Raw genomic sequence first — 15,516 nt, 5'->3', positions numbered from 1 at the left:
GGGTCTCCCGAATTTGCTCTATTGGGCGCCGCCTGCGACCGGCAGCGTGAAAGTGAATATGGTACCGCCTTGCGGGTTGTCGCGGTGGGTCAATGTGCCGCCGTGGAACTCGATCGCGGTGCGGCAGATGTTGAGGCCCATGCCCATGCCTTCCGCCTTGGTCGAGAAGAAAGGCGAGAACAGGCGCTCGGCCACGTCCTGCGGAATGCCGTGGCCATTGTCAATGACCTGCACCACCACCATGCCGGCCAGCGGATCGTTTTCCGCCAGCACGCGCAGCACGCGTTTCAGCGGCTGCACGTCGGCCATGGCTTCGATGCCGTTGCGGGTCAGGTTCAGCAGCACCTGTTCGATCAGGAGGCGGTCGGCGCGCACCAGCGGCAGCAATTCCGGGATCTCGATCTGCAGCGAAACGTGGTGCTGGCGCGCCTGCAGTTCGATCAGCACCAGGATGGAGTCGAGCATCGATTGCAGCGCCACGTCCTGCCGCTCCGATTCGCGGTTCTTCACGAATTCGTGCACGCTGCGGATGATCTGGCCTGCGCGCTGTGCCTGCGCGCCGGCTTGCTCCAGCGCGGGCTTGAGCATGCCCGCATCGCCGCCGCGCGCAAGGATGTTCAGGGCGCCCGTGGTGTAGCTCGAAATGGCAGCCAGCGGCTGGTTCAGCTCGTGCGCCAGCATGGAAGCGATTTCGCCCATGGTGGCCAGGCGCGCGCTGGCCTGCAGCTTTTCCTGGTGCTGGCGGTTCAATTCCTCCATGCGCTTGCGGTCCGAGATGTCGAGGATGGAACCCATGTAGCCGGTGTGGCGGCCTTCCTTGTCCACCAGCGGCGCTTCGAACACCAGTACCGGAATGCGGGTGCCGTCGGGGCGCTGGAACAGGGTTTCGAATTCGGGGGTGACCGAGCCGGCCAGCACATTGGCCAGGCGGTGCTGGTATTCCTCCATGACGTCCGGCGCCCAATACGGCATGGGCGGCGAACGCCCGATCAGTTCTTCCGCCGGGTAGCCCACCATCTGGCAGAAGGCGGGATTGACATAGGTGATGCGGCCTTCCAGGTCGCGCGCGCGCAGGCCGGTCACCAGCGAATTTTCCATCGCGGTGCGGAAAGTCATTTGCTGCCGCAGTTCGCCTTCTGCCGCCAGCCGTCGCGAAATGTGGCCCCATAGTGCGAACAGGCTCCATAACAGGGCAAGAGAGAGCGCGATGACGGAGCCGACCAGCAGGTTGGGCAGCAGCTTCGGCTCGCTTTTCACGCTGTCCGTCATCAGGGTAATGGTGGCGCCGGGCAGGTCGAGGGCGCGCTTGTGGGTGTAGACGCCGTGGCCCGGGCCGGCCGAACTGCGGCGCGCCAGCACCTTGTCGTCGCGGTCGAGCAGCGAGATCTGGTTATCCTGGGCGAACCACCACGGCACCATTTCGTCGAGCAGGCTACTGAGCTGGAAAGTCGCTACCAGGCTGCCGATCCACTGGTCGCCGCGGTAGATCGGGAACAGCAGGTCCATTTTCAGCGCGTCCGGCGCGGCGTCGCCGCCAATCGGCTCCGGTTCGGCGTAGACGGGAGTGTGCGTGCGGCGCGCATGGTCCTGCGCCGCCAGCGCGGCTGAACCGAGCATGGCGTCGCCGGCCGGACTGGCCGGGGTGCCTTCGCTGGCCACGACGATGCGCCCTTTGGAATCGACCTGGACCACGCTTTTCAGCTCGGCGCCGTTTTTCAGCATGCGCCCCATGCGCTGCTGCACGTCGGCCGGCGCCAGGTGGCCGGCGGCGATTTCATTGGCCAGGCCGCGCAGGCTTTCTTCGTGGCGGCCAAGCTGGAAGCGGATCGATTGTTCGACCCACAGGGTATCGGCGATCAATTGCTCCTGCCGCTCGTTGCTCTCGAGCTGGCGCGCCTGCCAAGGGAGCCAGAACACGATGGCGACGAATAGCAGCACCAGGACTACCGGCAGCAGCCAGCGTATGGAAAAGGGCAGGGATATGCGTTTCAACATGCGCCGAGGGTAGCGAATCCAGTTGCTGCTTGTATTGTGGGTTTCCACAGTTGTGTGCCACCATTCCGCTGAAGACAATATAAAGTGAGAATAATAATGCACCAAAATCGCCGGGAGACCTTATGCATTTGAAGTCCCTCCTGGCCGCCTTCGGCGCGGCCGCACTTGTCACGTCCCAAGCATTCGCTCAGGCGCCCATCGTCATCAAATTCAGCCACGTCGTCGCGCCGGACACGCCCAAGGGGCAGGCGGCGGAGCGCTTCAAGCAGCTCGCGGAGAAGGCCACCGGCGGCCGCGTCAGGGTCCAGGTCTACCCGAACAGCCAGTTGTACAAGGACAAGGAAGAACTGGAAGCGCTGCAGCTGGGCGCGGTGCAGATGCTGGCCCCGTCGCTGGCCAAGTTCGGTCCGCTCGGCGTGAAGGAATTCGAGGTGTTCGACCTGCCGTACATCTTCCCCAACAAGACCGCGCTGTACAACGTGACCGAGGGCCCGATCGGCAAGTCGCTGCTGAAGAAGCTCGAGACCAAGGGCATTACCGGCCTGGCTTACTGGGACAATGGCTTCAAGGTCATGTCGGCCAACCGCCAGCTGCGCGTGCCGGCCGATTTCAAGGGCCTGAAGATGCGGATCCAGTCCTCCAAGGTGCTGGACATCCAGATGCGCGCGCTCGGTGCGGTGCCGCAGTCGCTGGCCTTTTCCGAAGCGTATATGGCGCTGCAGACCGGCGTCGTGGATGGCACCGAGAACCCGCCCTCGAACATGTACACGCAAAAGATGCATGAGGTGCAAAAGCACCTGACCATCTCAAACCACGGCTACCTGGGCTACGCCGTCATCGTCAACAAGAAGTTCTGGGACGGCCTGCCGTCGGACATCCGCGGCAAGCTCGAAGGCGCCATGAAGGAAGCCACCACCTACGAAAAGGCCATCGCCCAGCGCGACAACGATATGGCGCTGGAAGCGATCCGCAAGTCCGGCAAGACCCAGATCTACAACCTGAGCGCGCAGGAACAGGCCCTGTGGCGCAATGCCCTGCTGCCGGTGCAAAAGCAGATGGAAGAGCGCATCGGCAAGGACCTGATCCAGGCCATCAATCGCGAGACAGCAAAATAAGTCCGCTGTCAAGTTGCTCAAAATAAATAACGATATTCGGAAAAAGATCGGTTACTATGGCCACGCCCCCGAACGGTGCGACTTGCACCATGATGGTTAAGGGCACAGGATTTAGTGGGGAGTGAAGAAGAAGAACAAGCGGCGCGGCCGCGGATCATAGAGGAGACACGCTGCCTGACAGTATGCTGTTGGCCGCCGCCACAAGCGGGGTTAAATGGCCGGGGTGGTGACAAAAAAGATTCAAGACGCACCTGCGGGTGCGTTTTTTTTTTGCCCTATCCTGGCGCGCTGGTGTAGCATGATTGCCACAGTTTTATTGGAGTAAGCGTGACCGAAAAGCAACATGTTGGCAGGGACTTCAGCGCCATCATCCATCTCCCGTTCGGCGCCATGGGCGTCGGCACGGCCGGCGCGGTCGTGACGGAAATGTTCTACCTGCCCGGCGACACGCCGGAAAAATCGCCCACCAATGCGCTGGCCGAACAAGCCGTGCAGCAGCTGCTGGCCTATTGCGACGATGCCGACTACGCCTTCGACCTGCCGTTGGCAATGCGCGGCAGCGAGTTCCAGCGCCGCGTGTGGCAAGCGCTGCGCGAAATCCCGCGCGGCCAGGTGCGCACCTACGGCGAGCTGGCCAGGCACCTTGATTCGGTGGCGCGCGCGGTGGGGCAGGCTTGCCGCAGCAATCCCTTCCCGCCGCTGGTGCCATGCCACCGCGTGATGGGCGCCAGCAGCCTGGGCGGCTTTGCCGGCAGCGACGACCAGAACGGTTTCACCCTCGGCGTGAAGCGCTGGCTGCTGGCTCACGAAGGACATAAAGAGTATCAATGGCAGCAGGCAACCTTGCTCTGATTGACGAGTTCTGCGACAGCCTGTGGCTGGAGGACGGGCTGTCCAAAAACTCCCTGGATGCCTACCGGCGCGATTTGACGGCCTTTGCCAAATGGCTGGAAACGGCGCGGCCCTCGGTCGGCAGCCTGCATGCAGCCGGCACGGCCGACCTGCAAGCCTATTTCGCAGCCCGCCACGCAGACACCAAGGCCAGCTCGGCCAACCGCCGCCTGTCGGCCCTGAAGCGCTTCTACCAGTTGGCGCTGCGCCAGCGCCACATCGCGCAAGATCCCTGCCTGCGCATGGCATCGGCCAAGCAGCCGCTGCGCTTCGTCCATACCCTGAGCGAAGCGCAGGTGGAAGCGCTGCTGGCTGCGCCGGACTTGCGCACGCCGCTGGGCATCCGCGACCGCACCATGCTGGAACTGATGTACGCCAGCGGCCTGCGCGTGTCGGAGCTGGTGGCGTTGAAGACGCTCGAGCTGAGCATGAACGACGGCGTGCTGCGCATCACCGGCAAGGGCGCCAAGACGCGCCTGGTGCCGTTCGGCGAACAGGCGCGCTTGTGGATCGAGCGCTACTTGCGCGAAGCGCGCGGTGTCATCCTCGACGGCAAGCAGGACGATGCGCTCTTCATCACCGGCCGCGGCGGGCCGATGACGCGGCAAATGTTCTGGGTCGTGGTGAAAAAGCAGGCCTTGAAGGCTGGCATTACCGCACCGCTGTCGCCGCACACGCTGCGCCACGCCTTCGCCACGCACCTGCTGAACCATGGCGCCGACCTGCGCGTGGTGCAGTTGCTTTTAGGCCACTCCGACATTTCCACCACACAGATCTATACCCATGTTGCCCGCGAGCGTCTGAAGCAGATTCATGCGCTACATCATCCGCGCGGATAATTTCGTTTGCGCAGCGCCGCCAATCGGCCTAATGTAGGCTTTCAGGAGGTATTTCCATGGCAAAGACGAATTTCGCATTCGAGAAACGCCAGCGAGAGCTGGAAAAGAAGCGCAAGGCTGAGGAAAAAGCGCAGAAAAAACTTGCATCCAAGAACCGGCCAGCCGACGAGCAGGATGCCGACGAGGCCGGCTACGAAACCGAAGAGACCGACACCACCAGTCCAGAATAGCCGAGCCCGTGTCACACTTGGGGCGTGACCCCATGGTGTGACACGGGCTCGGCTATTTGGCGGGCCGTCGGGCGAAACTGCTTACGCGGCTTCGGCTACGCTGGATTGTTCGGCGGCGGCTGCGTCGTCGTGGTGGCCGCGGCGCAGCCAGCGCTTGGCGCGCTTGCCGAAACTGTCGAGGTAGGTGTAGGCCACGGGCACCACGACCAGCGTCAGCAGGGTGGAGGTGATCACGCCGCCAATCACTGCCCGGCCCATCGGCGCCTGGGTTTCCCCGCCTTCGCCGAGGCCGATCGCCATCGGCAGCATGCCGAAGATCATTGCCAGGGTCGTCATCAGGATGGGACGCAGGCGCACCTGGCCGGCCGCCATGAGGGCGTCGAACTGGCTCATGCCGTCGCGCTGGCCGTGGTTGGTGAAGTCCACCAGCAGGATCGCGTTCTTGGTCACGAGGCCCATCAGCATGATCACGCCGATCACGGAGAACACGTTCAGCGTGGAGCCGGTCGCCAGCAGCGCCACCAGCACGCCGATCAGCGACATCGGCAGCGATACCATGATCGCAATCGGCTGCAGGAAGCTGCCGAACTGCGACGCCAGCACGATGTAAATGAACACCACGGCGATGCTCAGCGCCGTGATGGCGCCGTTCATCGTTTCGGCCATCTGCTGCGCATTGCCGGCCACGTCGAAGCGCACGCCGTCCGGCAGCGTCATCGAGTCCATGGCTTTTTTCACGTCGGCATCCACGTCGCCGGCGGGGCGGCCTTCGGTCGCGGCGTAGATGGCCACCCGGCGCTGCAGGGCCTGGCGTTTCAGCACCTGCGGGCTGAAGCCTGGCACAAAGTCCACCACCTGGCGCAGCGGCACCATCAGCGGGTTGCCGTCCGGGCCGGTCTTGCTCGAGGTGAGCGACAGGTCGGCCAGGTCAGCGATGCGCTGGCGGCCGGACTTGGGCAACTGCACATTGACTTCATAGTTCTGGCCGTCCGCCGCCAGCCAGTAGCTGGCCGTGTCGCCCGCGACGAAAGGACGCATGGCGCTGCCGATCTGCTGCACGCTCAGTCCCAGGTCGCTGGCCAGTTCGTTATTGATCTTGATCAGCGTCGACGGGTTGGCGCCTTCCTGGCTGTATTCCAGGTCGGCCACGCCCTTGATCTTGCGCATCTTGGCCATCAGCGCCTGCGCGGTCTGCTCCAGCTTGGCTTCGTCGGTGCCGAGGATGGCGATGAAGATCGGCTTCTGGCCCACCGACAGGGTAATGCCCGGAATGCGCTCGATGCGCTTGCGGATCGCGCCTTCCAGCTTTTGCTGGGACTGGCGGTGGGTTTTCTTGACGTCGGTCAGCTTGATGCGCAGGAAGGAGATGTGGCGGCCGGCAGGATCGCCGACATTGGCCGTGACGGCGTCGACCTCGGGAAACTCCTTCAGCGCCGCCTCTACCTGCTGCACCTTGGCGTCGTTGTAATCCAGGCTGGAGCCGACCGGCACCTTGAGCTGCAGCACAATCTGGCCCTGGTCGGTTTCCGGGAACATCTCGCCGCCGATCATCGGCACCAGCATCAGGCTGCCGGCGAACAGGCCGAAGGCGGTGGCGAGCGTCAGCTTGCGCCATCTCAGCGCCAGGGCCAGCACCTTGCCATACAGCTTGTGCACCTTCTCCACGCCATGTTCGACTTTCTCCATGATGCGGCCCAGCCACGGCAGGTATTTGAAGCGGTCCTTGACCGGGTCATGCCATACCGACGACAGCATCGGGTCGAGGGTGAAGGAGACAAAGAGCGATACCAGCACCGCCACCGTCACGGTCACGCCGAACTGCAGGAAGAAGCGGCCGATGATGCCGTCCATGAAGGCGACCGGCACGAACACGGCGACAATGGCAAAGGTGGTCGCCATCACGGCGATGCCGATTTCATTGGTGCCGTCCTCCGCCGCCTTGCGGTGGTGCTTGCCGAAGCCGAGGTGGCGCACGATGTTCTCGCGTACCACGATGGCGTCGTCGATCAGCAAGCCAATGCACAGCGACAGCGCCATCAGCGTCAGGAAGTTCAGCGTGAAGCCGAAGGCCTTCATGGCGATGAAGGAGGCCAGCACCGAGATCGGCAGCGTCAGGCCGGTGATGATGGTCGAGCGCCAGGAGTGCAGGAAAAAGAACACGATCACCATGGTCAGGATCGCGCCTTCGATGATGGTGCGCTTGACGTTGTCGAGCTGTGCCTGCACGCGCTCCGATTGCGAATCGAGAACCTTGATCTTGATGTCTTCCGGCAGGGTCTTGCGCAGGTTTTCCACCACCTTCAGGATGCCGTTGCCGACTTCGACCACGTTGGCGTCCTGTACCTTGGTGATGTCGAGCGAGACGGCGGGCTTGCCGTTGACGCGCGAGATCGACTGTTCCTCCGCCTCGCCGTCGATCACGTCGGCCACCTGGTCCAGGTAGACCGGGCCGTTGGCGCGGCGCGCCACGATGATCTTGTTGAATTCCACCGCTTCTTTCAGCTTGCCTTCCACCCGCACCAGGGTTTCGGTGACGTCGGCCGACAGGCGTCCGGCCGGAAGGTTGGCGTTGGTGTTCTGGATGGCGCGCATCACTTCGTCCACGCCCACGCCTTGTGCCCGCATGTCGGCCGGGCGCAGGCTGACCAGCATCTGGCGTTTGGTGGTGCCGAATACGCGCACCTGGCCCACGCCCGGCACGCCCTGGAAGCGCTTGGCCAGGATCTGGTCGGTCATGGTGGACAGGTCGCGCAGGCTGCGCTTGTCCGAGCTGAACGACAGGCTGACGATGGGCTGGTCGTTCTCGCCTTCGGCCCGGGCGATGAAGGGCTCCTTCGCTTCGCGCGGGAATTTCGGACGCACCAGCGCAATCTTGTCGCGCATGTCCTGCATCGCCTTGTCCATATTGGTGGACAGTTCGAATTCGACGTAGACGCCGGCCTTGCCTTCCCACGAATTGGCGCGGATGGTCTTGACGCCGGACACGGTGTTGACGATGTCCTCGAGCGGGCGCGTGATGTCGTTTTCCACCGCTTCCGGCGAGGCGCCCGGGTACACCACCTCGATTGCGGCGAAGGGGAAGGAAACGTTCGGCATGGATTCCACGCCGAGCCCCTTGTAAGAGAAGATGCCAAGCACCATCAGCGCCACCATCACCATGGTGGCAAAGACCGGCTGGCGGATCGAGATTTTAGTGATCCACATGACGGCGCCCCTTAACCTTTGGCCGCCGCCAGCATGGCCGGCCTGGCGGCGGGAACGCCTGCCGGGGCAGCCAGCTTGACCTTGGCGCCCGGCTTCACCCCTTCCAGCTTCGAGATGATCACGTTGGCGCCCTTGTCCAGGCCCGCGGTCACTTCGGCCAGGCCCACGTCCTCGCTGCGCAGGCCAAGGCTGACCGGCTGCGCCACGACGATGCCGTCGGCGACCTTGTAGACCACCTGCTTGCCCGCTTCTTCGCGCAGGGCAGCCAGCGGCACCATCGGCGCTTCCTTGGTGCGCTCGGTGGTGATATTCCCCTTGGCGAACATGCCGCCGCGCAGTACGCCGTCGGCGTTCGGCACCGAGATATACACCAGCATGGCGCGCGAACCGGCTTCCGTGGTCGGGTTGATGCGCGCTACCTTGCCGCTGAATTCGCGCTTGGCGAAGCCGTCGACGCGGAAGCTGACTTCCTGGCCGATTTTCACGCGCGGGATATCGGTGGTGGGCACTTGCGCTTCCAGCGTCAGCTCTTGCAGGCCGACGATGGTGTAGACGGGCATGTCAGGCGCGACCTTATCGCCCGCCTGCACATGACGTTTGGAGATGATCCCGCTGATCGGTGCGCGGATGACGCTGTCGTTCAGCGCGATGCGGGCCAGGTCGACCATGGCGGAAGCCGATTTGACGTTGGCATGCGCCAGCTCGACGGCATTGGCCGTGGTATCGAAGCTGGTCTGCGAGATGAATTTTTGCGACAACAGCGCTTTCGCGTTGTATTCGTTTTTCTGGGCCATGCTCAGCCTGGCATGCGCCTCTTCCAGCATGGCCTGCTGCTGGGCCAGGCGCGCTTTCAGGTCGGCCTGGTCGAGGCGGGCCAGCACTTGCCCTTCCTGCACTGAGACGCCCTCGCGCAGCGTTGCCTCCTGCACCTGGCCCGATACTTTTGATTTGATGGTGGCCTGGTTGACCGGGATCAGTGAACCCGACAAGGGGAGTCCAACCGAGAGCGGCCGCGCATCGATGGCGGCCACGTCGGCACTGGCCAGCTCGAGCACAGGCTCGGCCTTGGTGGCCGCTGCCTTTGGCGTTTCTGCCGGCTTGGCCTGCGATTTCATAACGGTCCAGCTACCGCCCGCCAGGCCCAGTACTACCAGGCCGATCACGGGAAGGCGCCAGCGTTTTGGGGATTTCAGGTGCACGGGTTGTGGGCTCATTATTGTCTCTTCATCAAAGTTGTCCGCTGGCGCGGATTGCGATGGTGACACTGTAGGTTTTAACAAGTCCAGCGGCCATGTAAATGCGATAAAGCGCATAAACGGCGACTTGAAATGCAAAAAGTGCGGATGGAGCGGCGCTTGTCAGGCACCTTTGACATAGCGCAAACGAAAAAACGCGAAGCGGGCGAAAAATGTGGCATGAGCACTCCCTCGCCTGCCGACTTGACTCCCGTCCATGCAGCGCTCGACTTGATAGCGCGCATGGTGGGGGCGCTTGAACAGACGCCGCTGGTCGCGATCAGCAGCCTGGACCGCGAAGGCAAGGTGACATTCTGCAATTCGCAGTTTGCGAGTCTGGCCGGCCTGACGATGCAGGAGGCGATCGGCCGGCCTCTGGCTGAACTGATGTCGCGCGCCGAACGGCAAGATGAGCATGACGCCATGGTGGAAGAAGTGTGGCGCAGCGGCAAGCCGGGCCCGCTTGGCGACTGGCATGTGCGCGCATTTTCCGGACGCGACCTCTGGTTGTATTCGACCAAGGTTCCGGTCTGGCAGGACGGCGAGTTGGCGCAGGTTGTCTGCATGGATGTCGATGTCACCCAGCGCAAGGATGATGAATCGGCGCTGCGCGCAGTCGGGGAAAATTTTTCCCAGATGTTCGCCCGTTCCAGCGATGCGGTGTTGATCATGCGTGACGGCATGATCGTGGAGGTTAACCCCGCTGCCATGCGCCTGTTCAAATGCGACTCAGCGGCACGCCTGGCAGGCCACCGCTTGCATACCTTTTCGCCGCTGCGCCAGCCGGGAGGCGAATTGTCGGAAACGGCGGTGGCGAGCCGGGAAGCAGTCGCCTTTAGCGATGGCAATAGCCGTTTCGAATGGTGCTACACCGATTGCGATGGCACAGCATTCTGGGCCGAGGTATTGATGACTGCCCTGCAGCCCGGACAGTCGGACCTGCTGTATGTGGTTGTGCGCGACATCTCTGACCGCAAGCAAGCCGAGCGCACGGTACGGCTGGCGGCCCAGGTGTTTGAAAATAGCCGCGATGCCATCGTGCTGACGGACCGGCGCCGCCACATCATTGCCAGCAACCGCGCTTATTCGCAGACCACCGGCTTTGCGGCGGAAGAACTGCTGGGCCAGCCGATCAGCCTGTATCGCTCCGGCGTGCAGGACGAGTCGTTCTATCGTGAGGTATGGAGCCAGGTCGAAGCCAGCGATCACTGGCAGGGCGAAACCTGGGCCCGTCGCAAGAACGGAGAGATTTTCCCGTGTTGGGTCAGTGTGACAGCGATCCGGGACCAGGCCGGTCTGGTGTCGAATTATATGGGCAGCCTGTCCGATATCACGGAGCGCAAAAGGACCGAGGAATATACGCGCCACCTGGCAGAGCATGATTTCTTGACCGATCTGCCAAACCGCGTGCTGCTGCTCGACCGCCTCAATCTGGCGCTGGCGGCAGCGCGCCGCAGCAAGAGTTCGCTGGCAGTACTGTTCCTCGACCTGGACCGCTTCAAGATGATCAACGACACGCTCGGCCACGCGGTGGGTGACCGCTTGCTGAAAGAGGTCGCCGCCCGCTTGCTGAAATGCGTGCGCAGCGTCGACACGGTGAGCCGGCATGGCGGCGACGAATTCGTGGTCGTGCTGGCGGAGGTTGGTGGGCCGGAGCGCGCGGCGCATGTGGCCGAGACGGTGTTGCAGGCGGTCACGCAGGAATATGTGCTGGGCGAGCACCTGCTGCATGTCTCGACCTCAATCGGCATTGCCATGTTCCCGTCGGACGGGGCGGACATCGACAGCCTGGTAAAACATGCGGATATCGCGATGTACCACGCCAAGCAGGCCGGGCGCGACCGCTACCAGTTCTTTGGACAGGAAATGAACGCACGCGTGGTTGTGCATGCCAGCCTGGAAAAGGGCCTGCGGCGTGCACTGGACGAGGGCCAGTTCGAACTGGCTTACCAGCCGGAAGTCGACATCGCCAGTGGCGAAGTGGTTGGCATGGAGGCGCTGCTGCGCTGGCGCCATCCGGAGCAGGGCTTGCTGTTGCCACAGGATTTTCTGAACGTGGCGCAGGAGTCGGGACTCATGGTGGCAATTGGTGGCTGGGTGTTGCGCAGCGCCTGCAGCCGCGCGCGCAAATGGCTGGAAGATGGGGGGGCGCTGGTGGTTTCGGTGAATATTGCGATTGGCCAGTTCATGCACAAGAATTTTGTCGACAGCGTGGCTGAGGCGTTGCGCGGCAGTGGCCTGGCGCCGCAGTGGCTGGAACTGGAACTGACCGAAGACACCATCATGCGTGGCGGCTCGGACGTGCCGGAGAAGCTTGGTGCGTTGCGGGAGCTTGGTGTGCGAGTGTCGATCGATGATTTCGGGACTGGCTATTCGCAATTGATGCAGTTGAAGGAATTCCCTATCTACAAACTGAAGATTGCCCAATCCTTCATGGACAATGGCACGGATGCCACCGCCATTCGCACCATCATTGCGATGGCGCGCAGCCTGGACATGACAGTCATCGCCGAAGGCGTCGAAACTGAGGACCAGCTTCAGTTGCTGAGAGAGCTTGGCTGCGACCAGTACCAGGGGCAACTGGCGGAAAATGCAGTAAGGACGACGCCATGACGCGTGAATCGATTGCCAGCCGCATTTTGGTTTTACGTAGGCAGCGGGTCATGCTGGACGCGGATCTTGCCGAGCTGTATGGTGTGCCGACCAAAGCACTTAATCAGGCCGTACGACGCAACAGCCGTCGCTTCCCGCCAGATTTTATGTTCCAGCTCACTACGCTTGAGAAACGCGAGGTGGTCACAAACTGTGACCACCTCGCGCGACTGAAGTTTGCGAGAACCCTTCCTTTTGCCTTTACTGAACATGGGTCAATCCAGGCATCCAATGTGCTCAACACCGGACAGGCAATCGAAATGGGTCTTTATGTCGTGCGAGCCTTCCTTCACCTTCGGGAACTCGTTGCCGCGCACGATGGCCTTGCTGCGCGGTTAGATGAGCTTGCCGCTCTGGTGGCGCGTGGCCAGGAGTCAACGCGAGTTGAGTTGAAGGCCATGGTGGACGTACTCAGGCAACTGGCCCGGCCTGCCGAGGCGCCAGCCAAGCGGCCGATCGGCTTCGTGGTCACTGACGAACGGCCGGCTAGCGCAGCCGCAGCCGCACCAGCACCTGGCCGTGGTCGGAAACCTCGGGCCGCTCCTGGCGCAAGTGGTCGTTGAAGTAGCTGACGTCCAGCACTTCGCCGATGGCGCGCGGCGAGGCAGGGTTGAATTCTTCCGACACCAGCACGTGGTCGATGGTGGAGTAGTGTCCTTCGTGGATGCTGGTATAGGCCACATGGCGCAGATGGTCTTGCCGCAGCTGGATCTGGTTGGCGTCATACATGCGGCCGCGCCGCTCGTCGCCGGGCATCATGCCGCCGCCGTTGCCCAGCACGATGGTGGTGGTCACCGCGTCGGCTGTGTCGTTGAAATCACCCAGAACGATGCAAGGCCGGCGCGTTTCACGCATCATTTTGCTTAACAGGACACGCAGGGCCACCGCTTCCGTACCGCGCCACACCAGCGAGCGCAGGCTGGCCATGGCCAGGTGCAGCGGATCTTCCGAGGTGTCGCCGCTGCGGTAATCCGGCCGCCGCGATTTCAGGTGGACCACGATGACGTCCACCACCACTTCGTTGGGCAGCATGATCTGGGCGTGCAGGGGCGCGCGGGCGAAGCGGTCCGCTTCCGGCAGGCCCGAGTCGGCCGGCACGCCTTCAGGGAAATTGGCATAGACTTCCGGCGCGGCAGCCAAAGGCAGGCGCGACACCAGCGCCACATTAGGCGTCAAACGAGAGGCGTGGGGATCGGGATCGAAGCCGGCATGCACGGCATCGCGATACTTACGGGACCGCGCGAGCACGTCGCGCAGCGCTGCCTGGGAGAAGATCTCCTGGAAGCCGATCACGTCGGCATCGAGCTGGTCCAGCTGCTGCGCGGTCCATTCCGCCTTGGCCTCGTACTCCTGCTCCGTCAAAGGCTGCAGGTTGTCGTACAGTTTCGCCCCTGGCGGGGCAAGGTTGCAGACATTGAAGGTGGCAAAGCGAATTTCTTGCTGCATAATGAGAAACTCCTCTCTTGGCACTAGCGTATCACGGCATGGCAAAAAAAGAGCACATTTCCGAAACCCCGGCGACAGCCTTGCTGCGCAAGCACAAAGTCGCATTTTCCGAACATCCTTATGAGTACGAAGAGCATGGCGGTACCTCCGTCTCTTCGCGCGAGCTGGGCGTCGATGAACACCATGTGGTGAAGACCCTGGTGATGCAGGACGAGGCGGCCAAGCCGCTGATCGTGCTGATGCACGGCGACTGCAAGGTATCGACCAAGAACCTGGCCCGAAATATCGGCTGCAAGTCCGTTGAGCCGTGCAAGCCCGAGGTGGCGCAGCGCCATTCCGGCTACATGGTGGGCGGCACATCGCCGTTCGGCACCAAGAAGGCAATGCCGGTCTATGTCGAGGAAAGCATCCTTGGCCTGGAAACGATTTATATCAATGGCGGGCGCCGTGGCTTCCTGATTGGTATCAAGCCAGCGGTCCTGACCGAGGTGCTGGCGGCCAGGCCGGTGCAATGCGCATTGGCGGATTGATAAGATTGCCTGCGGCCGCGCCGCCCGAGCCGGACGGTATGGTGTATAGTCGCTGCCGCATATAAAAACAAGGAATCCTGGGGATTTATGATTACTCTGCTTTTGATTATTGGCGCTTACCTGATCGGCTCGATTTCCTTCGCCGTGGTGGTGAGCAAGTTCTACGGCCTGGACGATCCGCGCACCTATGGTTCCGGCAACCCCGGCGCCACCAATGTGCTGCGCAGCGGTAACAAGGGTGCGGCGATCTGGACCTTGATCGGCGATGCCTTCAAAGGTTGGCTGGCCGTGTTCCTGGTCGACCATTTCCAGCAGCAACTGGGCCTGGGCTACCAGGCGGACCAGGCCATCGCACTGGTGGCCGTGGCCGTGTTTGTTGGCCACTTGTGGCCGGTATTCTTCAAGTTCGTCGGTGGCAAGGGCGTGGCCACGGCGCTGGGCGGGCTGCTGGCATTGAATGTATGGCTGGGCCTGGCAACGCTGGCGACCTGGCTGGTGGTGGCTTACGCCTTCCGCTATTCCTCGCTGGCTGCGCTGGTCGCTTCCGTGTTCGCACCGTTCTACTACGGCTTGCTGTTCGGCGCCGAGCCGCAACTGGCTGCCGTCCTGGCCATGAGCGGTTTGCTGGTTTGGCGCCATTCCAAAAATATTGCTAACCTTATTGCTGGCAAAGAAAGCCGCATCGGCAGCAAAGCCAAGAAAAAGGCCTAGAAAACCATGACTACCACCCCGATCCGCATCGACTTCGTTTCCGACGTCTCCTGTCCCTGGTGTGCGATCGGGCTGAACAGCCTGGAAGTGGCGCTGGGCCGTCTTGGCGAAAGCGTCCAGGCGCAAATCCACTTCCAGCCCTTCGAGCTGAATCCGCACATGGTGCCGGAAGGGCAGGACATCACCGAGCACCTGCGCCAGAAATACGGCGCCAGCCCCGCCCAGCAGGAACAGACCCGTGAAATGATCCGCCAGCGCGGCGCCGATGTCGGTTTCGACTTCGCCATGGGCATGCGTAGCCGGATTTACAACACGTTTGATGCGCACCGGCTGCTGCATTGGGCCGGCGAGCATGGCAAGCAGAAAGAGCTGAAAAAGGCCCTGTTCGATGCGTATTTCACGCGCGGCCAGGATCCAAGCTCGCGCACCCTGCTGGTGCAACTGGCGGGCAAGGTCGGCCTGGACGAGGCGGAGGCAGTGCAAGTGCTGTCATCTGGCCGCTACGCGCAGGAAGTTCGCGATATGGAGCATTTCTACCACCGCAACGGCATCCAGTCGGTGCCGGCCGTCATCATCAATGAAAAACATCTCATCTCCGGCGGACAGCCGCCGGAAGCCTTTGAGCGTGCCCTGCGGCAAATAGTGGCTGCCAAATAAAACTATTATCT

The 15,516-nt window shown here is 62.4% G+C and carries 13 protein-coding genes; 9 read left to right on the top strand and 4 right to left on the bottom strand.

The features are described from left to right. Positions 1 to 18 precede the first annotated feature (18 nt). Positions 19 to 1,995: a PAS domain S-box protein gene (locus ACN9M3_RS27165; RefSeq protein WP_426319212.1), complete on the bottom strand. Its 1,977-nt coding sequence runs from the start codon at positions 1,993 to 1,995 to the stop codon at positions 19 to 21. Between the two features lie 122 nt (positions 1,996 to 2,117). Between ACN9M3_RS27165 and ACN9M3_RS27160 the strand changes: the two genes are divergently transcribed. The 4 genes from ACN9M3_RS27160 to ACN9M3_RS27145 all read left to right on the top strand — a co-directional run bounded on the left by ACN9M3_RS27160 (position 2,118) and on the right by ACN9M3_RS27145 (position 5,070). Beyond that, positions 2,118 to 3,110 (top strand): TRAP transporter substrate-binding protein, encoded by a 993-nt coding sequence (locus ACN9M3_RS27160; protein ID WP_426319211.1) that lies wholly within the window; start codon positions 2,118 to 2,120, stop codon positions 3,108 to 3,110. 327 nt (positions 3,111 to 3,437) lie between these two features. Then, entirely contained in the window at positions 3,438 to 3,962 is a 525-nt protein-coding gene (locus ACN9M3_RS27155) for a methylated-DNA--[protein]-cysteine S-methyltransferase (protein ID WP_426164686.1), read from the top strand. Beyond that, a complete protein-coding gene (xerD, locus tag ACN9M3_RS27150; protein WP_426319210.1) occupies positions 3,938 to 4,840 on the top strand; it encodes a site-specific tyrosine recombinase XerD in 903 nt (300 codons plus the stop codon). Before ACN9M3_RS27155 ends, xerD begins: the two co-directional genes overlap by 25 nt. Before the next feature lie 56 nt (positions 4,841 to 4,896). Beyond that, positions 4,897 to 5,070, top strand: a complete 174-nt coding sequence (locus tag ACN9M3_RS27145; RefSeq protein WP_426164682.1) for a hypothetical protein — start codon at positions 4,897 to 4,899, stop codon at positions 5,068 to 5,070. An 81-nt stretch (positions 5,071 to 5,151) separates the two neighbouring features. Here ACN9M3_RS27145 and ACN9M3_RS27140 read toward each other — a convergent pair whose 3' ends face one another. Then, a complete protein-coding gene (locus ACN9M3_RS27140) occupies positions 5,152 to 8,274 on the bottom strand; it encodes an efflux RND transporter permease subunit (protein ID WP_426319209.1) in 3,123 nt (1,040 codons plus the stop codon). An 11-nt stretch (positions 8,275 to 8,285) separates the two neighbouring features. Next, on the bottom strand, positions 8,286 to 9,488 hold the full coding sequence (locus ACN9M3_RS27135; protein WP_426319208.1) for an efflux RND transporter periplasmic adaptor subunit: 1,203 nt from the start codon (positions 9,486 to 9,488) through the stop codon (positions 8,286 to 8,288). A 201-nt stretch (positions 9,489 to 9,689) separates the two neighbouring features. Here ACN9M3_RS27135 and ACN9M3_RS27130 point away from each other — a divergent pair, with 201 nt between their 5' ends. Beyond that, on the top strand, positions 9,690 to 12,122 hold the full coding sequence (locus tag ACN9M3_RS27130) for a sensor domain-containing protein (RefSeq protein ID WP_426319207.1): 2,433 nt from the start codon (positions 9,690 to 9,692) through the stop codon (positions 12,120 to 12,122). Next, entirely contained in the window at positions 12,119 to 12,724 is a 606-nt protein-coding gene (locus tag ACN9M3_RS27125; protein WP_426319206.1) for an ORF6N domain-containing protein, read from the top strand. The genes ACN9M3_RS27130 and ACN9M3_RS27125 overlap by 4 nt, the downstream gene beginning before the upstream one ends. Here ACN9M3_RS27125 and ACN9M3_RS27120 read toward each other — a convergent pair. Continuing rightward, complete coding sequence (locus ACN9M3_RS27120) at positions 12,648 to 13,607, bottom strand: endonuclease/exonuclease/phosphatase family protein (protein ID WP_426319205.1); 960 nt, start codon at positions 13,605 to 13,607, stop codon at positions 12,648 to 12,650. The two genes, ACN9M3_RS27125 and ACN9M3_RS27120, sit on opposite strands and share 77 nt — an antisense overlap. A gap of 38 nt (positions 13,608 to 13,645) precedes the next feature. Here ACN9M3_RS27120 and ybaK point away from each other — a divergent pair, with 38 nt between their 5' ends. The 3 genes from ybaK to ACN9M3_RS27105 all read left to right on the top strand — a co-directional run bounded on the left by ybaK (position 13,646) and on the right by ACN9M3_RS27105 (position 15,505). After that, positions 13,646 to 14,137, top strand: coding sequence for a Cys-tRNA(Pro) deacylase (ybaK, locus tag ACN9M3_RS27115; protein WP_426164670.1), 492 nt, complete (start codon positions 13,646 to 13,648; stop codon positions 14,135 to 14,137). A gap of 87 nt (positions 14,138 to 14,224) precedes the next feature. Next, positions 14,225 to 14,848, top strand: coding sequence for a glycerol-3-phosphate 1-O-acyltransferase PlsY (gene plsY, locus ACN9M3_RS27110; RefSeq protein ID WP_426319204.1), 624 nt, complete (start codon positions 14,225 to 14,227; stop codon positions 14,846 to 14,848). A 6-nt stretch (positions 14,849 to 14,854) separates the two neighbouring features. Further along, the gene (locus ACN9M3_RS27105; RefSeq protein ID WP_426164666.1) at positions 14,855 to 15,505 is read left to right on the top strand and encodes a DsbA family oxidoreductase; all 651 of its coding nucleotides are present in this window, start codon (positions 14,855 to 14,857) and stop codon (positions 15,503 to 15,505) included. Positions 15,506 to 15,516 lie beyond the last annotated feature (11 nt).

The organism is Pseudoduganella sp. R-43, from assembly GCF_049913255.1.
Lineage (GTDB): Bacteria > Pseudomonadota > Gammaproteobacteria > Burkholderiales > Burkholderiaceae_D > Rugamonas.
The sequence above is the reverse complement of the archived record's forward strand: the minus strand, read 5'-3'. Positions and strand labels throughout refer to the sequence as shown.